The 22,288-nt window shown below is 74.3% G+C and carries 19 protein-coding genes and 1 pseudogene; 7 read left to right on the top strand and 13 right to left on the bottom strand.

Annotation, left to right across the window (positions count from 1 at the left end; all coding sequences use genetic code 11):
• Nucleotides 1–42 precede the first annotated feature (42 nt).
• Complete coding sequence (locus NLX85_RS14950; RefSeq protein ID WP_374628084.1) at nucleotides 43–462, top strand: globin; 420 nt, start codon at nucleotides 43–45, stop codon at nucleotides 460–462.
• 22 nt (nucleotides 463–484) lie between these two features.
• Here the strand turns inward: NLX85_RS14950 and NLX85_RS14945 are convergent, their stop codons facing one another.
• From NLX85_RS14945 to ettA, 4 genes and pseudogenes are all read right to left on the bottom strand, one after another.
• Nucleotides 485–1,069: a YbjN domain-containing protein gene (locus tag NLX85_RS14945; RefSeq protein ID WP_254335428.1), complete on the bottom strand. Its 585-nt coding sequence runs from the start codon at nucleotides 1,067–1,069 to the stop codon at nucleotides 485–487.
• Nucleotides 1,070–1,200: 131 nt separating this feature from the next.
• Nucleotides 1,201–1,869, bottom strand: coding sequence for a hypothetical protein (locus NLX85_RS14940; RefSeq protein WP_254335426.1), 669 nt, complete (start codon nucleotides 1,867–1,869; stop codon nucleotides 1,201–1,203).
• Between the two features lie 135 nt (nucleotides 1,870–2,004).
• Nucleotides 2,005–2,430, bottom strand: a pseudogene (locus tag NLX85_RS14935) (acyl-CoA thioesterase); the annotation flags it as partial.
• Entirely contained in the window at nucleotides 2,423–4,099 is a 1,677-nt protein-coding gene (gene ettA, locus NLX85_RS14930) for an energy-dependent translational throttle protein EttA (protein ID WP_254335424.1), read from the bottom strand. The pseudogene NLX85_RS14935 and the gene ettA, both read right to left, overlap by 8 nt.
• 305 nt (nucleotides 4,100–4,404) lie before the next feature.
• Between ettA and NLX85_RS14925 the strand changes: the two genes are divergently transcribed.
• Nucleotides 4,405–5,805 (top strand): trehalose-6-phosphate synthase, encoded by a 1,401-nt coding sequence (locus NLX85_RS14925; protein WP_254335421.1) that lies wholly within the window; start codon nucleotides 4,405–4,407, stop codon nucleotides 5,803–5,805.
• Nucleotides 5,806–5,840: 35 nt separating this feature from the next.
• Nucleotides 5,841–8,402, top strand: a complete 2,562-nt coding sequence (gene otsB / locus NLX85_RS14920) for a trehalose-phosphatase (protein ID WP_254335581.1) — start codon at nucleotides 5,841–5,843, stop codon at nucleotides 8,400–8,402.
• Between the two features lie 62 nt (nucleotides 8,403–8,464).
• Here otsB and cobA read toward each other — a convergent pair whose 3' ends face one another.
• From cobA to cobC, 3 genes are all read right to left on the bottom strand, one after another.
• Nucleotides 8,465–9,760 (bottom strand): uroporphyrinogen-III C-methyltransferase, encoded by a 1,296-nt coding sequence (gene cobA, locus NLX85_RS14915; protein ID WP_254335419.1) that lies wholly within the window; start codon nucleotides 9,758–9,760, stop codon nucleotides 8,465–8,467.
• Between the two features lie 73 nt (nucleotides 9,761–9,833).
• Complete coding sequence (cobT, locus tag NLX85_RS14910; protein WP_254335579.1) at nucleotides 9,834–10,904, bottom strand: nicotinate-nucleotide--dimethylbenzimidazole phosphoribosyltransferase; 1,071 nt, start codon at nucleotides 10,902–10,904, stop codon at nucleotides 9,834–9,836.
• Nucleotides 10,904–11,986: an Rv2231c family pyridoxal phosphate-dependent protein CobC gene (gene cobC, locus NLX85_RS14905; protein WP_254335417.1), complete on the bottom strand. Its 1,083-nt coding sequence runs from the start codon at nucleotides 11,984–11,986 to the stop codon at nucleotides 10,904–10,906. Before cobC ends, cobT begins: the two co-directional genes overlap by 1 nt.
• Before the next feature lie 133 nt (nucleotides 11,987–12,119).
• Here cobC and NLX85_RS14900 point away from each other — a divergent pair, with 133 nt between their 5' ends.
• A complete protein-coding gene (locus NLX85_RS14900) occupies nucleotides 12,120–14,252 on the top strand; it encodes a transglycosylase domain-containing protein (protein ID WP_254335415.1) in 2,133 nt (710 codons plus the stop codon).
• Nucleotides 14,253–14,358: 106 nt separating this feature from the next.
• Here the strand turns inward: NLX85_RS14900 and NLX85_RS14895 are convergent, their stop codons facing one another.
• A complete protein-coding gene (locus NLX85_RS14895; RefSeq protein WP_254335413.1) occupies nucleotides 14,359–14,928 on the bottom strand; it encodes a GNAT family N-acetyltransferase in 570 nt (189 codons plus the stop codon).
• On the bottom strand, nucleotides 14,925–16,292 hold the full coding sequence (locus NLX85_RS14890) for a cobyrinate a,c-diamide synthase (RefSeq protein WP_254335410.1): 1,368 nt from the start codon (nucleotides 16,290–16,292) through the stop codon (nucleotides 14,925–14,927). Before NLX85_RS14890 ends, NLX85_RS14895 begins: the two co-directional genes overlap by 4 nt.
• A 135-nt stretch (nucleotides 16,293–16,427) precedes the next feature.
• Here NLX85_RS14890 and NLX85_RS14885 point away from each other — a divergent pair, with 135 nt between their 5' ends.
• The 3 genes from NLX85_RS14885 (at nucleotide 16,428) to NLX85_RS14875 (ending at nucleotide 18,179) form a co-directional block, all read left to right on the top strand.
• Nucleotides 16,428–17,243 carry an SURF1 family protein gene (locus NLX85_RS14885; protein WP_254335408.1) on the top strand — a complete coding sequence of 272 codons (816 nt, stop codon included), beginning with the start codon at nucleotides 16,428–16,430 and terminating at the stop codon, nucleotides 17,241–17,243.
• A gap of 97 nt (nucleotides 17,244–17,340) precedes the next feature.
• Complete coding sequence (locus NLX85_RS14880) at nucleotides 17,341–17,766, top strand: hypothetical protein (protein WP_254335590.1); 426 nt, start codon at nucleotides 17,341–17,343, stop codon at nucleotides 17,764–17,766.
• 23 nt (nucleotides 17,767–17,789) lie between these two features.
• A complete protein-coding gene (locus NLX85_RS14875; RefSeq protein ID WP_254335406.1) occupies nucleotides 17,790–18,179 on the top strand; it encodes a hypothetical protein in 390 nt (129 codons plus the stop codon).
• A 46-nt stretch (nucleotides 18,180–18,225) separates the two neighbouring features.
• Here NLX85_RS14875 and NLX85_RS14870 read toward each other — a convergent pair whose 3' ends face one another.
• The 4 genes from NLX85_RS14870 to NLX85_RS14855 form a co-directional block, all read right to left on the bottom strand.
• Nucleotides 18,226–19,818 carry an ATP-dependent DNA ligase gene (locus NLX85_RS14870; RefSeq protein ID WP_254335404.1) on the bottom strand — a complete coding sequence of 531 codons (1,593 nt, stop codon included), beginning with the start codon at nucleotides 19,816–19,818 and terminating at the stop codon, nucleotides 18,226–18,228.
• Nucleotides 19,819–19,922: 104 nt separating this feature from the next.
• Nucleotides 19,923–20,129 carry a hypothetical protein gene (locus NLX85_RS14865; protein WP_254335396.1) on the bottom strand — a complete coding sequence of 69 codons (207 nt, stop codon included), beginning with the start codon at nucleotides 20,127–20,129 and terminating at the stop codon, nucleotides 19,923–19,925.
• 78 nt (nucleotides 20,130–20,207) lie between these two features.
• Entirely contained in the window at nucleotides 20,208–21,560 is a 1,353-nt protein-coding gene (locus tag NLX85_RS14860; protein ID WP_254335578.1) for a dipeptidase, read from the bottom strand.
• A gap of 36 nt (nucleotides 21,561–21,596) precedes the next feature.
• A complete protein-coding gene (locus NLX85_RS14855; protein WP_254335394.1) occupies nucleotides 21,597–22,250 on the bottom strand; it encodes a hypothetical protein in 654 nt (217 codons plus the stop codon).
• Between the last annotated feature and the right edge of the window lie 38 nt (nucleotides 22,251–22,288).

Here is a 22,288-nt window from a genome sequence, read left to right as displayed (position 1 = left end):
CCGGCGGTGGGCGGGAGCCGCCCCCGGGCGGCACCTGGCAGGATGGGTGACGTGACTTCCCCTGGCGAGTCGATGACCCTCTTCGAGGCGATCGGCGGCGAACCCGCCTTCCGCAAGCTGGTGGACGAGTTCTACGCCGGCGTCGCCACCGACCCGCTGCTGCGGCCGATGTACCCGGAGGAGGACCTGGGCCCCGCGGCGGACCGGCTGACCCTCTTCCTCATGCAGTACTGGGGCGGCCCGCACACCTACTCGGAGCAGCGCGGTCACCCGCGGCTGCGGATGCGGCACGCCACGTTCCGGATCGGCGCGGTCGAGCGGGACGCCTGGCTGCTCCACATGCGCCGGGCGGTGGACCGGCTGGACCTGCCGCCGCAGCTCGCCGCCGCGCTCTGGGACTACCTGGAGCGGGCCGCGTACTTCATGGTGAACGTGATGGAGGACCCGGCGGCCGAGGGCTGACCGGCCGGCTGTGCCGGCGCGGTCAGAGCAGGGCGCCCTCGTCGTGCAGCCAGTCGACGAAGGTGGTGGCCACGGCCGCGCCGCAGTCAAGCATCTCGACCAGCAGCGCGTCGTGGGTGCCCGCCCCCAGCGGGACCTGGAGCTCGGCGTAGATGGGCAGCTGGCCGCGCTCGGTCGGGTCGCCGATGTACGCCTTGCAGAACCGCCGGGTGTGGTTCCACTCGTTGACCACCCGGTAGGCGCGGTCCGCCCAGTCCGGCGGGACCGTCGCGTGCGGCCGGGCCCGCATGACCAGGATCTCGTCCTCGGGGCCCTCCAGGGTGACCAGCACGGCGTGCCGTTCCCACATGGCCAGCAGGTTGCCGTCGCCGTCGGCCAGGTAGCGCACGTCGAGCAGGTCGAGCGCGTCACAGACCCGGCCGAGGGTGACCGGTGCGACGGTTGCCGGCATGTCGGCGATCACGGGCCGCTCGGCGGCCGTCGCGTCGTCCGCCGGCTGACGGGGGGTCGGTGGTCCGACCCGGACGGTGTCATCCACTGTGATCCCGCTTCGAGTTTCCGGATCGCCGCCACTGGCGGGACCGGGGCGCCATGACCACCACGGCATCGCTCGCGCACCTCACTCCCCAGCGGATCCAGTCGCCTACGGTGCGTTGGATCCGAGGATGGACGGTACCCGGACAGCCGGGATGAGGCATCCCCCCAACGGCTGCCCCAAACCGGAAGAACGAACAGGGGTCATCCGTTCGGATGACCCCTGTTGGGCGTCACGGCGAGCTCTGCGACCTTCCGCGACCAGGCAGCTCCGTACGGTCCGACGAGCCCGACCCAACGGCCGGCGACCCGCACCTGAACGTCGCCGGCGCCGAGGAAGCCCATCCGGACCAGCCCCTGCACCAGCCGCTGCGGCACCTCCACCGGGGCGTCCGGCGCGTCGTCCGGGGTCACCACCACCGCGACGTGGTCGAGCAGCGCGTCTCGCAGGGCCCGCTGGCCCACCGCCCGACCGGCCACACCGTGGGTGGACGCCTCGCGCAGCGTCCCGGCCGCCGCGGCGGCGATCCGCTGGACCTCGGCCGCGGGCAGCGCCTCCACGGCCCGGCTGGCCGCCGGCGGCAGCGGCCAGCGCCACCCGTCGTCCCGGCGCCGGGGCAGCGCGTCGCCGCCGGCCGACAGCTCCGCCAGCAACTCGGCCGCCGCGACCGTGGCGTCGCCCGGCGTCGTGCCGGCGACGGTGCGCACCACGAGCACGTCCCACGGCAGCCGCGCCCAGAGGGCCGTACGCCCGGCCCCCGGCACCGGCCGGAGCCGGACCAGGATGGCCGGGTCCAGCCGGACGAGGCGGGCCAGGAAGGCGCCCGCGTCGGCCACCCCGTCCAGCCCGTGGCCGGTGGCCGGCGCGGTCATGCCGGGCCGCCCTTCGTTCGCGACTGCGGGGCTCGCAAACCCGGCTCACTCCTCGCGCTCACCGGAGCCGCCCTTCGTTCGCGACTGCGGGGCTCGCAAACCCGGCTCACTCCTCGCGCTCACCGGCAGCCCGGGCGCGTACCGGAGCAGGAAGGCCCGCTCGTCGGCGGAGATCCGGCGCGGCCGCTGCGCGGCCAGGTCGAACGGGACCAGCACCGAGCGGGCCCGGCTGGCCAGCACGTCCCGGTCGTAGAGCTCGTACGCGACCGTGAACGAGCCGGCCTTGATCTCCTCCACCCAGAGCTCGATCCGGACCGTCGGGGCCGCCTCCGCGGTGGACCGGCCCAGCGCGTAGTCGACCGGGCGCAGGTAGTCGACCTCGTGCCGGCGGATGACCACCCCGTCGGCGAACGAGCCCACTCCCCACGCCCGGCCGCCGGCGAACATCATGGCCACCCGCGCCTCCTCGTAGAGCGTGAGGAAGCGCGAGTTGTTGACGTGGCCGTACGCGTCCAGGTCGGACCAGCGCAGCGTGCAGTCGTAGACGAACTTGTCAGTCACGGGTGAGCTTGCGGTACGTCACGCGGTGCGGCCGGGCGGCCTCGGCGCCGAGGCGGTCGATCTTGTTCTTCTCGTACGCCTCGAAGTTGCCCTCGAACCAGAACCACCGGGCCGGGTTCTGGTCGTCGCCCTCCCAGGCCAGGATGTGCGTGGCGACCCGGTCGAGGAACATCCGGTCGTGGGAGATGACCACGGCGCAGCCGGGGAACTCCAGCAGCGCGTTCTCCAGGCTGCCGAGCGTCTCGACGTCGAGGTCGTTGGTCGGCTCGTCGAGCAGGATGACGTTGCCGCCGATCTTGAGGGTCAGCGCCAGGTTGAGCCGGTTCCGCTCGCCGCCGGAGAGCACCTTGGTCGGCTTCTGCTGGTCCGGCCCCTTGAAGCCGAACGCGGCGATGTACGCCCGGGACGGCATCTCGACCTTGCCCACGAGGAGGTGGTCCAGCCCGTCCGAGACGGTCTCCCAGACCGTCTTGTCCCCCGCCAGGCCGGCCCGGCTCTGGTCGACGTACGACAGCGAGACGGTGTCGCCGACCTTCACCGTGCCGGCGGTCGGCTCCTCCAGGCCCACGATGGTCTTGAAGAGGGTGGTCTTGCCGACGCCGTTCGGCCCGATCACGCCGACGATGCCGTTGCGCGGCAGCGAGAACGACAGGTTGTCGATCAGCACCCGTTCGCCGAACGCCTTGACGAGGTTGCTGGCCTCGATCACGGTGCTACCCAGGCGCGGGCCCGGCGGGATCTGGATCTCCTCGAAGTCCAGCTTGCGGGTCTGCTCCGCCGCGGTGGCCATCTCCTCGTACCGGTCGAGGCGCGCCTTGGACTTGGTCTGCCGGGCCTTGGCGTTGGAGCGGACCCACTCGAGCTCCTCGTCGAGGCGCTTCTTCATCTTGGCGTCGCGGCGACCCTCGACGGCCAGCCGGGCGGCCTTCTTCTCCAGGTAGGTGGAGTAGTTGCCCTCGTAGCCGATGGCCCGGCCCCGGTCCAGCTCCAGGATCCAGCCGGCCACGTTGTCGAGGAAGTACCGGTCGTGGGTGATCGCCATGACGGTGCCCGCGTACTTGGCCAGGTGCTGCTCCAGCCACTGCACGCTCTCCGCGTCCAGGTGGTTGGTGGGCTCGTCGAGCAGCAGCAGGTCCGGCGCCTCCAGCAGCAGCTTGCACAGCGCCACCCGGCGGCGCTCACCGCCGGAGAGCTGCGTTACGTCGGCGTCCGGCGCGGGGCAGCGCAGCGCGTCCATGGCCAGCTCGAGCTTCGAGTCGATGTCCCACGCGTCGGCGTGGTCCAGCTCCTCCTGGAGCTTGCCCATCTCCTCCATCAGCTCGTCGGAGTAGTCGGTCGCCATCTGCTCGGCGATCTTGTTGAACCGCTCCAGCTTGGCCTTGGTCTCGGCGACCGCCTCCTCGATGTTGCCGAGGACGGTCTTGGCGTCGTTGAGCGGCGGCTCCTGGGCCAGCATGCCGACGGTGTAGCCGGGCATGAGCCGGGCCTCGCCGTTGCTCGGCTGGTCCCAACCTGCCATGATCTTGAGGAGGCTGGACTTACCGGCGCCGTTCGGACCGACCACACCGATCTTGGCCCCCGGCAGGAAGTTCAGCGTCACGTTGTCGAGCACGACCTTGTCGCCGTGCGCCTTGCGCGCCTTTTCCAGGACGTAGATGAACTGGGCCACGGTGCGGGCTACCTCCGTCGGTTGCGATCGCGAGCTGCGGGCGCGGGCGCGGGCTTCGAGGTCCGCCCGCCGCCGCCGGCCGGGCCGGCCGCGCGCACGCCATCGTCAATCCTGACAGGTACGGCCCGCTCCGCCCACATCACCCCGCCCCCGGAGTACGCGGCGCCGCGACTGTCGACAAGATCACGACGAGGATTCGGCCCTTCTGGGACGGGTAGGGAACTCAGGCACGGGGCACCAGACGCCGCAGCTACGCTCAGTACGCTCATCGCGGTGGACCCGTCAGCACCCGGAGGTGGCCGATCGTGACCGTCCGTAGCTCCTTTGTCGTTGTGGCGAACCGACTGCCGGTCGACGAGGTGAGCACACCCGAAGGGCGGCAGTGGCGACGCAGCCCGGGCGGCCTGGTGACCGCGCTGCACCCGGTGCTCGCCGAGCACCAGGGCACGTGGGTCGGCTGGGCCGGCGGCACCGGCGCCGCCCCCGAGCCCTTCGACCTGGAGGGGATCCGGCTGCACCCGGTGCCACTGAGCGCCGAGGAGCTGGAGCGCTACTACGAGGGGCAGTCGAACGCGACGATCTGGCCGCTCTACCACGACGCGGTCGAGACCCCGGCCTACAAGCGGCGGTGGCGCGAGGCGTACCGGCTGGTCAACGCCCGGTTCGCGGAGGCCGCGGCGGACGTCGCGGCCGAGGGCGCCACGGTCTGGGTGCAGGACTACCAGCTCCAGCTCGTGCCGTCGATGCTCCGCGAGCTGCGGCCGGACCTGCGGATCGGGTTCTTCCTGCACATCCCGTTCCCGCCGATCGAGCTGTTCATGCAGATGCCGTTCCGCACCGAGATCCTGCGCGGCCTGCTCGGCGCGGACCTGGTCGGCTTCCAGCAGCGGCTGGCGGCGCAGAACTTCGTACGGCTGGCCCGGCACCTGCTCGGCCTGCGCTACGAGGGGCAGATGATCCAGGTCGACGGCCGGCAGGTGAAGGCCGGCGCGTTCCCCATCTCGATCGACACCCGGGAGATGGAGCGGCTGGCCGAGGACCCGGCGATCCAGGCCCGCGCCAAGCAGATCCGCGAGGAGCTGGGCAACCCGAAGACGATCATCCTGGGCGTCGACCGGCTCGACTACACGAAGGGCATCGAGCTCCGCCTGAAGGCCTTCCGCGAACTCCTCGCTGACGGAAAGTTGACAGTTCCGGACGCGGTTATGGTGCAGGTCGCCACCCCGAGCCGCGAACGCGTGGAGCACTACCAGGCACTTCGGGTCAAGGTGGAACGCGAGGTTGGCCGGATTAATGGCGAATTCGGACGGGTCGGCGTGCCGGCGGTGCATTATCTGCATCAGTCGTACAGTCGCTCCGAACTGGCCGCGATGTACGTCGCGGCCGACGTGATGATGGTGACCCCGCTGCGAGACGGAATGAATCTGGTGGCCAAGGAGTACGTCGCATCGCGCGCCGACCAGGGCGGCGCGCTCGTGCTCAGTGAGTTCGCCGGCGCCGCCACCGAGCTGCGCCAGGCGTTCCTGTGCAACCCGCACGACCCCGACGCGGTCAAGGACGCGCTGCTGCGCGCCGTGCACGTCGAGAAACCCGAGGCCCGACGCCGGATGCGGATAATGCAACGCCACCTGCGCAGCCACGACGTGGGCCACTGGGCCAAGTCGTTCCTGACCGAACTCGGCGTCCCCGATGCGGAGGCTGCGTGAGCACTCCTGCCACCACCACTCCGCACGGCGGGGTGATGGATCCCGAGCTGCGCGCCGCCATCGGCCGGATCGCCCGGGTCCCCCAGCTCCTGGTCGCCTGCGACTACGACGGCACCCTGGCCCCGATCGTCGAGGACCCGAGCAAGGCCGTGCCGCTGCCCGAGTCGGTGGCCGCGGTGCGTGCCCTCGCGTCCCTGCCGCAGACGAGCGTCGCGGTGGTGTCCGGCCGCGCGCTGCGCGACCTGGCGACGCTCTCCCGGCTGCCCAGCGAGGTGCACCTGGTCGGCAGCCACGGCTCGGAGTTCGACATCGGCTTCGTCGAGCGCCTCACCCCGGAGCTGATCGCGGTCCGGCACCGGCTCCGCAACGAGCTGCGCGAGATCGCGGCGGCCCACCCCGGCGTACGCCTGGAGCGCAAGCCGGCCAGCGTCGCCGTGCACACCCGCGGGGTCGACCCGCAGATCGCGGCAGCGGCCATCGAGGCGGTCCGCAGCGGCCCCGCCACCTGGGACGACGTCACCGTCACCCAGGGCAAGGAGGTCATCGAGCTGTCGGTGGTGGCGACCCACAAGGGCACCGCGGTCGACCAGCTCCGGACCCAGCTCGCGGCCAGCGCCGTGCTGTTCATCGGCGACGACGTCACCGACGAGAACGCCTTCGGCAACCTGCACGGGCCGGACGTCGGCATCAAGATCGGTCCGGGCGACACCCGGGCCGACTACCGGGTGGCCGAGCCCATCGAGGCGGCCCGGGCACTCGGCCTGCTGCTGGAGACCCGGCGGCACTGGCTCTTCGGCGAGCGGGCGGTGCCGATCGAGCGGCACTCGATGCTGGCCAACGGCCGCACTGTCGCGCTCGTCACCCCCGAGGCCAAGATCACCTGGCTGTGCCACCCGAAGCCGGACTCGGCGGCGATCTTCGCCGACCTCGTGGGCGGCAGCCCGGCCGGGCACTTCACGGTCGGCCCGCAGCGGGGTGGCATCCCGCTGGGCCAGCGCTACCGCAGCAACACCATGACCGTGGAGACCCGCTGGTCCGGCCTCACCGTGACCGACTGGCTGGACCTGCCGGCGAAGGAGACCACGCCGGACGGCCCGGCGATCGTCACCGGCGACTCGGCGCTGGTCCGGGTGCTCAGCGGCACCGGGAAGGCCCGGATCGACTTCGCCCCGCGTCCCGAGTTCGGCCAGGTCGCCGTGCAGCTCCAGCCGCTCGACGACGGGCTGCTGGTGCTCGGCTCCAACGAGCCGGTGGCGCTCTACTCGCCCGGCGTCGAGTGGGAGGTCACCAGCGACGCCGGCTACGAGACCGCCAAGGCCGTCGTGGACCTGTCGGCCGCCGGCGGTCAGGTGGTGCTGGAGCTGCGCTTCGGCACCCAGAGCCTGGAGCACCACCGGGTGCCCATCCACGAGCGGCAGGCCGCCGCCGAGCAGCCCTGGAAGGACTGGGTGGCCTCGCTGCGGCTGCCCGGCACCGCCCGGGACCTGGTGGCCCGCAGCGCGCTCACCCTGCGCGGGCTCTGCCACGAGCCGACCGGCTCGATCCTCGCCGCGGCGACCACCTCGCTCCCCGAGGAGCTGGGCGGCGTCCGGAACTGGGACTACCGCTACTGCTGGCTGCGGGACGCGGCGATGACCGCCCGCGCGCTTGTCGACCTCGGCTCCACCGAGGAGGCGGAGGGCCTGCTGCGCTGGGTCGACGGCGTCATCGACCGCACCGGCGGGCACCCGGAGCGGCTGCACCCGCTCTACACGGTCGACGGCTACGAGCTGGGCGCCGAGGCGGTCATCGACACTCTGCCCGGCTACGCGGGCTCCCGGCCGGTCCGGGTCGGCAACCTCGCCAACCACCAGCTCCAGCTCGACGTCTTCGGGCCGGTCGCCGACCTGATCGCCGCGGTGGCCGACGCCCGGGGCTCGGTCCGGGACGACGAGTGGCGGGTGCTGGAGAACATGGTCGAGGCGGTCCGCCGCCGCTGGCACGAGCCCGACCACGGCATCTGGGAGGCCCGCCTCCCGCCCCGGCACCACGTCTTCTCCAAGGTCATGCTCTGGATGACCGTCGACCGGGCGCTGCACGTGGTGCGGCAGCACGGCGGCGAGGACCGGCCGGAGTGGGTCGAGCTGCGCGACCGGATCGCCGACAACGTGCTGGAGCACGGCTGGCACCCGGAGGCGGAGGCGTACAGCGTCGCCTACGGGTACGAGGAGATGGACGCCTCGTCGCTCTGGATCGGCATCTCCGGGCTGCTCGCCGGGGACGACCCGCGCTTCCTGTCCACCGTGCTGAAGATCGAGGCGGAGCTGCGCAGCGGGCCGGTCGTCTACCGGTACCACTGGGACGACGGCCTGCCCGGCCGGGAGGGCGGCTTCCACATCTGCACGGCGTGGCTGATCGAGGCGTATCTGCGCACCGGCCGGCGCACCGACGCGGAGGAGCTGTTCGCGCAGATGGTCGACACGGCCGGGCCGACCGGGCTGCTCCCCGAGCAGTACGACCCGCTGGCCGAGCGCGGGCTGGGCAACCACCCGCAGGCGTACAGCCACCTCGGGCTGATCCGCTGCGCGCTGATGCTGGACAACATGCTCAAGCAGTGACCTGACCAGGCGCGACGGCGGCCCGGGACCGACTGGTCCCGGGCCGCTCGCCTACTCGGTGCTCAGGTGTCGAGCGCCCCGACCACGTCCCCGACCACGACGATGGCGGGTGGGCGGAGGCCGGCGGCCTCGACGTCGGCGGCCACCGTGCCGAGGGTCGAGCGGATCGCCCGCTGGGCGGTGGTGGTGCCCTCCTGGATCACCGCGGCCGGGGTCCCCGCGGGCCTGCCGTGCGCGACGAGGGCGGCGCTGATCGCCGCGAGGTTCTTCAGGCCCATGAGGATCACCAGGGTGCCGCGCAGGCCGGCGAGGGACTCCCAGCGGACCAGCGAGGCCGGCGAGTCGGGCGCGACGTGCCCGGAGACCACGGTGAACTCGTGCGCCACCGCCCGGTGGGTGACCGGCACCCCGGCGGCCGCGGGCACCGAGATCGCGCTGGTCACCCCGGGCACCACGGTGACCGGCACGCCCGCCTCGGCGCAGGCCAGCAGCTCCTCGCCGCCCCGGCCGAAGACGTAGGGGTCGCCGCCCTTGAGGCGGACCACGACCTTCCCGGCCCGGGCCCGGTCGACCAGGATCCGGTTGATCTCCTCCTGGGCCCGCGACGGCCCGTACGGGATCTTGGAGGCGTCGACCAGCTCGACGTCCGGGCGCAGCTCGTCGAGGAGCAGCCCGGGGACGAGCCGGTCGGCGACCACGACCTCCGCCTCGGTGAGCAGCCGCCAGCCCCGGACGGTGATCAGCTCGGGATCGCCCGGTCCGGCGCCCACCAGCGCCACCCGGCCCACCGGCGCCCCGTCGGTGCCGGACTCGCCGGGAGCCGGCACGCTCGGCCGTCCCGGCGCGGCACCGGCGGAACCCGCGGCCGCGCCGGCAACGGTGGTCTCCCCGGCCGGCTGTCCGGCGCGGGCGGCCAGCAGTTCGCGCACCGCGTCCCGGACGCTCATGGCGCGGCGGGGGTCGCCGCCGCCCAGCACGGCCACGGTGACCGGGCCGTGCCGGGTCACGGCCGGGGTCCACGCGGTGGCGGCGGCCCGGTCGTCGGCGCGGACGCAGAAGATCCGCCGCTCGGCGGCGGCGGCGCTGACCGAGGCCGCGGCGACCCGGTCGTCGACGGCCACCTGGACCAGCCAGGCCCCGTCCAGGTCGTCCGGGACGAACCGGCGCGGCTCCCACCGCAGCCGGCCGGCGTCCACGTGCGCCCGCAGCGCCGGGGTCAGCTCCGGCGCCACCAGCAGGACGTCCGCGCCGGCGTCGAGCAGCGCGGGCACCCGCCGGGTCGCCACCGCTCCCCCGCCGACCACGACCACCCGCCGGCCGGCCAGCCGCAACCCCAGGGGGTACGGACTGCCGCTCACGTCGCCGCCTCCCCGCCGGACCGCGCCGGCCGCACGCCCCCACGCGGCACGCTGAGGCGAAGGGTTCCCGCGCTCACTTCTCGGCCACTCCCGCCGAGTCGAAGGTGGCGACCTCGTGCAGCACCCGGACCGCGCCCGTGACGACGGGGAGCGCGAGCAGCGCGCCGGTGCCCTCGCCGAGCCGCAGCCCGAGGTCGATGAGCGGGTCCAGGCCGAGGTGCCGCAGCGCCGCCGTCGCGCCCGGCTCGGCGGAACGGTGCCCGGCGACCATGGCCCCGACCGCGTCCGGCGCGAACGCGGCGGCCGCCAGCGCGGCGCTGACCGCGATGACACCGTCCAGCAGCACCGGCACCCGGCGCGCGGCGGCGCCGAGGACCAGCCCGGCCAGCGCGGCGTGCTCCAGGCCGCCGACCGCGGCCAGCACACCGAGCGGGTCGGCCGGGTCGGGCGCGTGCCGGTCGAGCGCGGCCCGCACCACGCCGACCTTGCGGGCGTACGTCTCGTCGTCCACCCCGGTGCCCCGACCGGTCGCCGCCGCCGGGTCGACACCGGTGAACGCCGCGATCAGCGCGGCGGCCGGCGTGGTGTTGCCGATGCCCATGTCCCCGGTGAGCAGGATGCCGGCCCCGGCGTCGACCAGTTCCCCGGCGATCCGGATGCCGGTCTCCACGGCCGCCCGGGCCTCGTCCCGGGTCAGCGCCGCGGTCACGGTCATGTCCCGGGTGCCGGGCCGTACGTTCGCCGCGACCAGGCGGGGGCCGGCCGGGTCGCCGGTCGGCTCGACCGGGAGCGGGGTGGCCACGCCGACGTCCACCACGGTGACCGAGGCGCCGGCCTGCCGGGCGAACGCGTTGACCACCGCGCCGCCGGCCACGAAGTTGGCGATCATCTGGGCGGTGACCTCCTGCGGCCACGGGGTGACGCCCTGGGCGTGCACGCCGTGGTCGCCCGCGAAGATCGCCACCGCGGCCGGCTCGGGCAGCGGCGGCGGGCAGGTCCCGGCGAGGCCGGCGAGGCGAACGGAGAGCGGCTCCAGGGCGCCGAGCGAGCCGGCGGGCTTGGTGAGCCGGCCCTGGAGTTCGCGGGCGGCCGCCATGGCGGCCTCGTCGAGCGGCCGGATCGCCGCGACGGTGGACTCCAACATCATGCCTCCAGGATCTCCGCCAGCACGTCGGTGAGGGCGTCGGTCGTCGCCGGATCGCGCACCGCGATCCGCAGCCAGTCCGGGCCCAGCCCGGGGAAGGTGTCGCCGCGGCGTACCGCCCAGCCGCGCTCGCGCAGCCGCTCGCGGACCTCGGCGGCACCGGTCAGGTGGACCAGGACGAAGGCGCTGGCGGGGCGGCCGACGACGCGTACCCCGGGCAGGCCGGACAGGCGGGCCACCAGGTGGTCGCGGTCGGCGGCGAGCTCGGCGGCGATGGCGCGCTCAGCCGCGACGGCGGCCGGGGACGCGCAGGCGGTGGCGGCGGCCAGGGCCGGGGTGGAGACCGCCCAGAGGGGCTGTGCGGCGGCGAACCGGGCGAGCAGCCCGGGGTCGCCGAGCAGGTAGCCGATCCGCAGCCCGGCCAGCCCCCAGGTCTTGGTGAGGCTGCGGACCACCACGAGGCCGGGCAGGTCGCGGCGGGCGGCGAGGGACTCGGGCTCGCCCTCGACGCCCGGGGCCGCCGTGGTGTCGGCGAACGCCTCGTCGACCACCAGCACCCGGCCGGGGCGGGCCAGCGCGGCGAGCGCGCCGGCGGGGTGCAGCACCGAGGTGGGGTTGGTGGGGTTGCCGACCAGCACGAGGTCGGCGTCGGCGGGCACCCGGGCCGGGTCGAGCCGGAAGTCGTCGCCCGCGTCGAGCAGCACCCGCTCGACGGTGTGGCCGGCGGCCCGCAGGGCGGCCTCCGGCTCGGTGAACTGCGGGTGGACCACCACCGGTCGCCGGGCCTCGCGCAGCGCCCGGGCGATCAGCACGAAGCCCTCGGCGGCGCCGGCGGTGAGGAGTACCTCCTCCGGGGGACGCCCGTGCCGGGCGGCGACGGCGGCCCGGGCGGGGCCGGGATCGGGGTACGCGGCGAGCGCGCCCAGGGCGGCGACCAGCGGGTCGGCCAGCCAGTCCGGCATCGGGGCGCGGCGGACGTTGACCGCCAGGTCGACCAGGCCGGGGGTGGCCTCGGCGTCCCCGTGGTGGCCGAGGTCGGGCTCGCCCGCCGGAGCGTCGGTCCCGATCAGCTGAGCACGCATGTCCGCGATCCTGCCGGGAAGCCGCCGCCCGGGACAGCGGATCCCGGCGTGGGCCGCGTCACCACCGCTGAACCCCCTCGCCCGTTTATGAATTCTTCTCATTTCCGAATCGGAAATGTCATAGCTTGACCACGTGAGCAACCGACCCCTTGCCTCCGCTGGTCGTGCCGTGCCCCTCCTCCGCGCCGGGCTCATCGCCGGCATCGTGGTCGCCGCCGCGGCCTATCCGCTGGCCGCCGTCACCGGCATCGGCGCCAAGGCCACCGCACACGCAGTGGAGCAGAAGACGAGCATCCTCAAGACCGCGCTGCCCGCCGAGACCTCGTACCTGTACGCGCCGGACGGCAAGACCGTGCTGACGATGTTCTACGAGGAGTACCGGCAGTACACCAAGATCGACGAGATGTCGCCGAACATCCAGCAGGCGATCGTCGCCGCCGAGGACAACCGCTTCTACCAGCACCACGGCGTCGACCCGAAGGGCGTGGCGCGCGCCTTCGTGTCCAACGCCCGGTCCGGCGGCGTCTCCCAGGGCGCCTCGACGATCACGATGCAGTACGTGCGGATGGCCCTGCGGGACAGCGCCAAGACGCCGAAGGAGGTCCAGGAGGCCACCCAGCAGACCAGCCTGCGCAAGGTCAAGGAGATGCGCATGGCGCTGGACATCGAGAAGCACGTCAGCAAGGAGCAGATCCTCGAGCGCTACCTGAACTCGGCCTACTTCGGCCACCGGGCGTACGGGATCTACGCGGCCTCGCAGATCTTCTTCTCCAAGACCCCGGCCACCCTCACCCCGGTCGAGGCGGCCACTCTGGCCGGCCTGGTCAAGTCCCCCTCGGAGTACGACCCGATCACCTCCGACCAGAAGGACGCCACCGGCCGGCGCAACTACGTGCTCGACAACATGGCCCGCCTCGGCTACCTCTCGCCGGACGCCGTGGCGGCGGCCAAGGCCGAGCCCATCAAGCTGCGGCTCACCAACCCGCCGAACGACTGCGCCTCGATCAACAAGGACTTCCGCACCTGGGGCTTCGCCTGTGACTACCTGAAGAACTGGTGGAGCGCGCAGCCCGCGTTCGGGGAGAACCGGCTGGAACGGATGGACAAGCTGCGCCGGGGCGGCTACCGCATCGTGCTGAGCCTCGACCCGAAGATCCAGTCGGCGGCGGAGAAGAACGTCGGCGCCAAGGACAACACCGGCAGCCCGTTCGCCAACGGTGTGGTGGTCGCCGAACCGGGCACGGGGCGGGTCAAGGCCATGGCGGTCAACCGGAACTACTCCCTCGACCTCAGCGAGAACGGGCCCAGCTCGAACCCGGAGGCCGGCCCGAAGGTGAAGGCGAACTATCCGAACACGGTGGCGCCGCTGCTCGGCGGTGGCACGCTCCCCGGCTACCAGGCCGGATCGACGTTCAAGATGTTCCCGATGCTCGCCGCCCTCGACTCGGGGATGAAGCTCTCGACCTCGTTCAACGCCCCGTACCGGTACAAGTCGTCGGTGTACGACGGCTGGGCCCCGTCGAACGCCAGCGGCGCGATGACCGGCCAGCAGACCATGTGGTCCGGTTTCGGGAAGTCCGTCAACACGTACTTCGTGTGGCTGGAGGAGCAGGTGGGCGCGGACCGGGCGGTCCGGCTGGCCGAGCAGCTCGGGCTGCGCTGGCGCACCGACGTGGACCGCGATCAGGCGTCCCCGACCAAGGTGAAGAAGTGGGGCGCGTTCACCCTGGGCGTCTCCGACGCCACCCCGCTGGAGATGGCCAACGCGTACGCGGCCGTCGCCGCCGACGGACGCTACTGCGAGGCGATCCCGGTCAACTCGATCATGAACCGGGACGGCACGCCCGCCACCTACCGCACTCCGGGCGGGGTGCAGCGGGAGGTCGCCAAGCCGCGCTGCCGGCAGGTGGTCAACGCCGACGCGGCCCGGGCGGCCACCGACGCGGCCCGCTGCCCGACCGGCGACACCCCGGCCAGGGGAAGCTGCGGCGGCTGGTCGACCGCGGACAGCGTGCGGGGCACGGTCGGCCGCCCGGTCGCCGGCAAGACGGGTACCACGGACAGCACCCGGTCGGCCTGGTTCGTCGGCTACACGCCGGAACTGGCGGCGGCGAGCTTCATCGCCGACCCGGACAACCCGTTCAACGCCGTCGGCGACGGCCAGTCCCAGATCCCGGTGAACGCCGTGGCCATGACCCTCCGCGACGCCCTGAAGGGCCAACCCACCCGACAGTTCACCCCACCCAGCGACCAGATCGTGGGCTGAACCCGCCCCCACAACTACCCGGGGGTGCGCCCGGGCCAGTTGATCAAAAGGTTTGCGCGCGGAATCGCCCGATTCCCGACGCAAACCTCTTGATCAACATCCTGGGTCAGCGGAGGTCGGCGGAGACGAAGCTCCACAGTTCCAGGTCAACCCTTGCGCCGTGGACGAAGCCGGCGTTGCGGAGCAGGCCCTCGTAGCTGAAGCCGGCCTTCTCCGCCACCCGGCGGCTCGCCACGTTGCCGGCGGCCACCCGCAGCTCGACGCGCTGGAAGCCGTGCTCCAGGATCAGCGCGATGGCGACCGCGTCGACCGCCTCGGCGGCCAGGCCGTAGCCGCGGGCGTGCGGGGCGATCGCGTAGGACACCTCGGTCAGCCGCGCGCCCCAGTCGGTGCGCCGGGTCCACAGGCAGCCGACCACCCGCCGGTCCTCGCGGCGGACCACCGCCCAGTGGTCGCCCTCGCCGCTGTCCCGGCGCTGCCGGGCCAGCTCGGTGCACCAGGCCCGCCCGTCGATCTGGCCCGAGGAGTCGGCCAGCGGGAGCCAGCGCTGGGTCTGCCGGTCCGCGAACACCTCGTCGACCGCCTCGGCGTCCGCGGCGACGAGCTGGCGTACCTCGGTGCGCGGCGTGGAGACGGTCAGCGCCGGGAAACGGCGCACCGCCACCTGCCCGATCACGCCGGAGCCTCCGCGGGAGCCACGGCCGCCGCGACCAGCCGGGCCGCGATCTCCGGGTGCGCCGCCCAGTGCGGCACGAGCTGCGAGGCGTGCACGCCCCGCCAGACGAAGCCCTCCGGGGCGCCACCCTCCCAGCGCCAGGCCGCCCGCTCGCCGGCCCGCGGGGTGAGGACCGCGGCGTGCTGCTTGTGGCCCACCACCGTGGCGCCGGCAGGGGCCACCACGCTGTCACCGGCCGCGGTCGCCTCCCGGTAGCCGACCACCAGGCCGTCCCGGCTGGCGCCGACCGCGTCGAGCACCCCGCACATGGGCAGGCCGTCCAGCTCCCGGGCCAGCCAGAGCAGGCCGGCGCCCTCGGCGATCACCGGGCGGCCCGTCCGGGCCAGCTCGGCCACCGCGATGCAGAGCCGGCGGTTGGCGGAGAGCTGCTCCGCGTACGTCTCCGGGAGCCCGCCGCCGACGACCAGCGCACGGGTGCCGGCGGGCAGCGACTCGTCGCGCAGCGGGTCGACGGTGACCACCTCGGCGCCCGCCGCGCGCAGCAGCTCGGCGGTCTCCGGGTGGCTGTAGCTGCCGCCCGGACCACCGGCCAGCGCGACCACCGGCCGTTCTCCCGCGGGCGCGCCCGCGGCCGGCTCCGGCGACCACGGCGCGACGGTCAGCTCCGGGGCGGAACGGGCCAGCCCCAGCAGCCGGTCGAGGTCGACCGTGGCGGCGACCGCCTCGCCGAGCCGGCGGACCGCCCGCTGGGCCTCGGCGTCGCGCTGCACCACCGGCACCAGCCCGTGCCGGCGGGCCGGCAGCACCGCGGGCAGCTCGTGCCGGCGCAGCGCGCCGTAGACCGGCACCCCCACGTCGTCGAGCGCCTCGCGCAGCATCGCCTCGTGCCGGGGCGAGGCCACCCGGTTGAGGATGACGCCACCCAGCCAGAGCTGCTCGTCGTACGCCCGGAAGCCGTGCACCAGTGCGGCCACCGACTGGCCCATGGCGGCCACGTCCACGACCAGCACCACCGGGCTGCGCAACGCGGTCGCGACGGCCGCCGTGGACTCGGTCTCCGGCCGGCCGGCGATCGAGTCGTAGAGCCCCATGGTGCCCTGGACCAGCGCGAACCCGGCCCCGGCGGCGCCGTGCGCGAACAGCGGAGCGACCCGCTCCGAGCCGACCAGCCGCGGGTCCAGGTTGCGCCCCGGCCGCCCGGCGGCCAGCCCCAGGTAGGCCGCGTCCACCTGGTCCGGCCCGATCTTGAAGCCGGCCACGTCCAACTCCCGGTCGGCGAGGGCCGCGAGCAGGCCGAGCGAGAGGGCACCGGTGCCGTGCCCCGAGGAGGGCGCGCTCAACACGACGCGCGGCACGACGGTCATCATCGACTCCTGGTCTGGGGTGGTTTCCGCCCGCGTGACCATACCCGCCCGGACCGACGGGCGGCGGCCGCCGACCGGCCCGTTCCGGCCCGGTGCGGGTCAGTGGCGCCGCTCATACGGGTAGCCTTTGCCAACGTGTACCGGTTCCTGCTGACCCCGCGCTGGCTCGGCTATCTCGCGCTGACCCTGGTGGCCGCCGCGGTGATGGTGTTCCTCGGCAACTGGCAGCTGGACCGCTACCGGGGCCGCACGGCGATCAACGACCGGATCGACGCCGGCGCCACCATGACGCCCGCGCCGCTGCGCGACGCCCTGCCCGCCCCGACCGGCGGACCCGGCACCACCGGCCCGGCGCCGGAGGACCGGCTCACCTGGACCCGGGTCACCGCCACCGGTCGGTACGACAGCGCCAACATCGTCCTGGTCCGCGGCCGGACCGTCGACAACAAGGTCGGCTTCGAGGTGCTCACCCCGCTGGTCCTCGCCGACGGCAGCGCGGTGCTTGTCGACCGGGGCTGGATCCCGCCCGTGCCCGGCGGCAACGCCACGGCCCAGCCGCCGGTGCCGGCCGCGCCGACCGGCGAGGTGACGGTCTCCGGCCGGCTGGTGTCCAGCGAGAGCGGCGGCGGGGCGGTCGACCGGCGCGACGGCAAGCTGGAGACCCGGCGGATCAGCATCCCCCGCCTGGCCAGGCAGCTGCCCTACCCGGTCTCCGGCGGCTACGTGCTGCTCGACCAGCAGACCCCGCCCGCCGACCCGGCCTTCCAGGCGGTGCCCATCGGGCACACCAACAACTGGCAGAACTTCGGCTACGTGGTGCAGTGGTGGCTCTTCGCCGGGATGAGCCCGGTCGGCTACGGCTGGGTCGCCCGCCGGGAGGCCCGGCGGCTGGCCGGCCTGGACGCCCCGCGCAAGCCGCTGGACCGGGCCGCCGAGCCGACCTCCGCCTGACCCCGTTCGAGGCGCCCGAACCGGACATTCGGCGGGCACACCGGGCGACGGGGACGCTGTAGGGTCCGCCCATGATCGTCAACCGTGGGGGGTCGCGGTGACCCCTGATCCCACGACGCCGCTGCCCGCCGAGCCGCCGCCCCCGGCGGCGTACGACCCCTGGTCCGCCATGCCGCCGGCCGTCGCGCCGCCCACCGAGCAGTTCCCGGTGCTGGCCGTGCCGCCGGCGGATCCCCCGGTCAGCGCGCCGCCCACCGCGCGGTTCCCGGCCACGCCCGCGGTCCCGGCGCTCCCGGTCGCCCCGCCGTTCCCCGCCGCGCCGGCCGCCGCCCCGTTCCCGGCCACGCCCGCGCCGCCCGCGCAGTTCTCGGCGCCGCCCGCGACGGCCCAGTTCTCGGCGCCGCCGGCCACCGCCCAGTTCTCGGCGCCGCCCGCCACGGCCCAGTTCTCGGCGCCGCCCGGCCAGTTCGCCGTGCCGCCGGGGCCGGCGGTCGGGATGCCGGCGCCGCACGGCGGGCGCTGATCCCGGCAGCGCCGTACCCGCCCGTGCCGGCCCCGCTCCCGGGCCCGCTGCCGCCGGCGCAGTCGGTGGTGGCCGTGCAGATCGGCGAGATCATGGTGACGCCGCCGGTGATCCGCACCCCGGCCGGTGTCCTGCCGCTCGCCGGCTCCTCCTGGCACGTGATGGACCACTGGCAGAAGGAGGAGAAGGTGGCCACCTGGGCGATCGTCGCCTCGATCCTCGGCTTCTTCTGCCTGACCGTGTTCAGCCTCCTCTTCCTGCTGGTCAAGGAGACGCGGCACCACGGGACCGTGCAGGTGACGGTGACCAACGGCGGGCACCAGTACGTCGCGCGGATCCCGGTGGCCGACCAGTTCCAGGTGCAGCAGATCAACAACCAGGTCAACTACGCCCGGTCGCTGTCGACGGGTTGAGCCGCGCGCCCGGAGGCGGCACCGCGCCGCCTCCGGCCCCGGCGGGTCAGCCGGTGACCCGACCGGCGTGGATGGCCCGGACCGCGTCGATGGTGTCCGCCTCGGCGGCGGTCTTGTCGTCCCGGTAGCGCACCACGCGGGCGAAGCGCAGCGCCATGCCGCCCGGGTAGCGGCTGCTGGCCTGCACCCCGTCGAAGGCGATCTCGACGACCTGCTCCGGCCGGACCCGGACCACCCAGTCGCCCTTCTCCACGGCCAGCGCCAGGAAGCGCTCGGTCTGCCAGCGCAGCAGCTCGTCGGTGAGCCCCTTGAACGTCTTGCCGAGCATGACGAAATCGCCGGTGCGCGGGTCGCGGGCGCCCAGGTGCAGGTTGGAGAGCCAGCCCTGCCGCCGGCCGCTGCCCCACTCGACGGCGAGCACCACCAGGTCGAGGGTGTGCCGGGGCTTCACCTTGACCCAGGCCGCGCCGCGCCGGCCGGCGTCGTAGGGCGCGGCCGGGTCCTTGACCACCACCCCCTCCTGGCCGGCGTCGACCGCCGCCGCGAAGGCCGCGCCGGCCTGCTCGGGGTCGTCCACCTCCACCCTGCCCACCAGCAGGGTCGGGTCGACCGCGCCGGCCAGCGCGGCCCACCGCTCCCGGCCGGGCAGGTCGATGAGGTCGGTGCCGTCGAGGTGCAGCAGGTCGAAGAAGTACGGCGTCAGCACCGTCGCGCCGGTGCGCTCGGCGGCGGCGAGCACCGCGGGCGCCACCGGAGTGCGCCCGGTGGTGCTCGGGGTGGTGCGCCGGGCGGCCCGGCTGGAGGTCTCCTGGAACGGCAGCGGCCGGCCCTCGGCGTCCAACCCGATCGCCTCGCCGTCGAGCACCAGCTCCCGGGCGGGCAGCGCGCGGACGGCGGCCACCACCTCGGGCAGCCGGCCCGTGATGTCATCCAGGCTGCGGGTGAAGACCGCGATGTCCTGGCCCGACCGGTGCACCTGGATGCGGATTCCGTCGAGCTTGACGTCCACCACCGCCGGGATGCCGGTGGCGGTGAGCGCCTCGTCGACCGAGGGCGCGCTCTGGGCCAGCATCGGGGCGAGCGGGCGGCCCACCTGGAGGCCGAACCCGGCCAGCGCGGCCGCACCGCCGGAGAGCGCCGCGACCGCCACCGCACGCAGGTCGCCGGCGAGCAGCAGGGCCCGGCGGACGGCCGTGACCGGCACGTCGGCGGCCCGCGCCACCGCCTCGGTGAGCAGGCCGGCCTGGGCGCCCTGGCGCAGCTCGCCGCGGAAGAGGCCGACCAGCAGCCGCTGCTCGTCGGCCGTCGCCGCGGCGAAGAGCCGGCCGAGCAGCTCACGCCGCCGGGCCTGGGAGCCGGCGCCGCCGACCGCCGCGATCTCCTCGATCGCCGCGTCGACGCCGCCCACGGTCAGGCTCGGCTCGGCGGCCGGCGGGGGCAGGTCACGCAGGCTCGCCCAGCCCACCCCGGTCTGCCGCTGCCGCAGCTCGCCGGCGAGATAGCCGGCGCCCGCGGGCACCTCGTCGGGGTCGAGCGACCGCAGCGCGGCGGCCAGCAGCTCCACCTTGGCCCGCCGGCCGCTGGTGGCGCCCACCGCCGCCGACGTGGCCGCCAGCTCAAGGAACCGCACGTGCCTCATCCTGCCAGCCACCCCCGACACCGGGGCGGATCCCGGGCGATCTTGGGAAGTTGGCGCCCCCCAGGAACGTCAACTCCCCAAGACCTCGGAAGCCGCGGGCCGGATCAGGCCGAGACCGGCTCCTCGATCCGCAACCCTCGGGCGCGCACCTCGTCGGCGACCCGGGTGAGCAGCGTGTCGAGCGCGACCAGCGCGGCGGAGAGCTCGCCGAGCTGTTCCTTGAGCGTGTCCTCGGGCCACGCGGAGACATCGACGTCCCCCAGAGCACTGACGGCGGCCTGGAGCCGCGAGATCTCGTCGTTCGTACGCATGTTCGAAAGGCTATAACACCCCGCCGCCCGACACACCGCAAACTCCGACATCGGCCCCGAAGTTACGGTTTCGACACCTCAGGGGCGGTTCCGACCGGCCTCGGCGACCTTCCCCAGCAGCAGCGCCTCGGCCACGCAGACCCGGGCGAACTCGCCCAGGTGCAGGCTCTCGTTCGGCCCGTGCGCCCGGGCGTGCGGGTCCTCCACGCCGGTCACCAGGATCGCGGCGTCGGGGAACATCTCCTGGAAGGTGGCGATGAACGGGATCGAGCCGCCCACGCCGATGTCGACCGGGTCGGTGCCGTCCCAGGCGCCCCGGAACGCCGCCCGCGCCGCCTCGAACATCGGCCCGGTGGCGTCGATGACGCAGGGCGATCCGTCGTGCTCGAACGTCACCGTCACCTGCGCACCCCACGGGGCGTGCTTCTCCAGGTGCGCGATGAGCGCCGCGTACGCCTTCTTCGGGTCGTCGCCCGGCGCCAGCCGTACGCTCAGCTTCGCCTTGGCGGCCGGGACCAGCGCGTTCGGCGCCTCCCCGGTGGCCGGGGCGTCCACGCCGAGGATCGCCAGGGCCGGCTTGGTCCAGAGCCGGTCGGTGATCCGGCCGGTGCCGAAGAGCTCCGCGCCGTAGACCAGCCCGGCCTCGGCGCGGAACCGGTCCTCGGGGTAGTCGACGCTGGCGCCCTCGCGGCCGACCAGGCCCTCGACGGCCACGTCACCGGCGTCGTCGTGCAGCGTGGCGAGCAGCTTCACGAGCGTGGTGAGCGCGTCGGGCACCGCGCCGCCGAACATGCCGCTGTGCACGGCGTGGTCGAGGGTGCGCACCTCCACGAAGCAGTTGACGATGCCGCGCAGCGAGGTGGTCAGCGCGGGCACGCCGACGTCCCAGTTGGTCGAGTCGGCGATGACGATGACGTCCGACGCGAGTTCCTCACGGTGGGCGATGAGCAGCTGCTCCAGCGACTCCGAGCCGTACTCCTCCTCGCCCTCGATGAAGAGGACCACGCCGACGGGAAGCTGATCGCCGTACGCCCGCAGCGCCGCGATGTGCGCCATGATGCCGGCCTTGTCGTCGGCGGCGCCGCGCCCGTAGAGGCGGCCGTCCCGCTCCACCGGCTCGAACGGCTCGGACTCCCAGAGCGACAGGTCGCCGACCGGCTGGACGTCGTGGTGGGCGTACAGGAGGACGGTGGGCGCCCCGGGCGGGGCCGGCTTCGTCCCGATCACGGCCGGCTGGCCGCCGGAGCGCACGATCTTCGTGTCGAGGCCGCAGCCGCGCAGCAGTTCCGCCACCGCCTCGGCGGAACGCTCGACGTGCGAGTGGTCGAAGCCCTCGAAGGCGATGCCCGGGATGCGGACGAGTCGCTCGAGGTCGGCACGGACGCCGGGCAGTTCCCGCTCGACGGCGGCCCGCACCTCGGACTCGGACATGATCGGTGAGGTCATGACCGGAATCGTATGCCGGCCTTACCTCGCCCCGTCGTCCGAGCCCACCGCTCCGCACCGGCGGACGTAGTAGCGGCCGGCGTCGTGCGGCAGGTCGGGGGCGCCGTCGACCACCAGGTCCACCGCGGTGCCGGTGCCGTCGGCGGCGAAGTGCGCCCGCTCCCCGGCGTGCCAGCGGCGCAGCTCGGGCAGGATCTCCGCGCCGTCGCGGGCGAGCGCCCGGGACAGCCGCAACCCGGCGGGCGCCGTGACGAGGACCGACAGGGTCGCCTCCGGCCGGATCGCCGCCCGCGCCGCGCTCACCCCCTCCACGATCAGCACCGGCCCGGCCGGCACCGGCACCGGCCGGTCCAGGAACCGCCGGCGGACCCAGCTGTACCGGCGGTAGGCCCCCGGCCGGCCCGCCCGGACGGGTCCGAGCACCCACTCCTCCAGCCGGGGCCAGAAGGTGAACTGGTCGTCCCAGCCGTCGAGCAGGTCGTCGGTGCGGACCACCGGCGGCCGGGCGCCGCCGGGCAGCGCCGCGACGGCGTCCGCGAGGCGCGTCGCGAAGACGCTCTTGCCCGCGCCGCTCGGCCCGTCGACCGCCACCAGTCGGGTACGCCCCAACCGCGCCGGCCCGGCCAGCACCCGCCGGGCCAACCCGGCGTACGCCTCGACCACCGCCACCGTCACCCGACCGACGCTAGCGAGTCCCTCTTCCGCTGGATCCT

It is taken from the genome of Micromonospora sp. A3M-1-15 (assembly GCF_024213425.1).
GTDB classification, from domain to species: Bacteria; Actinomycetota; Actinomycetes; order Mycobacteriales; family Micromonosporaceae; genus Micromonospora; species Micromonospora chersina.
This window is presented reverse-complemented; position numbering and strand designations above follow the sequence as displayed.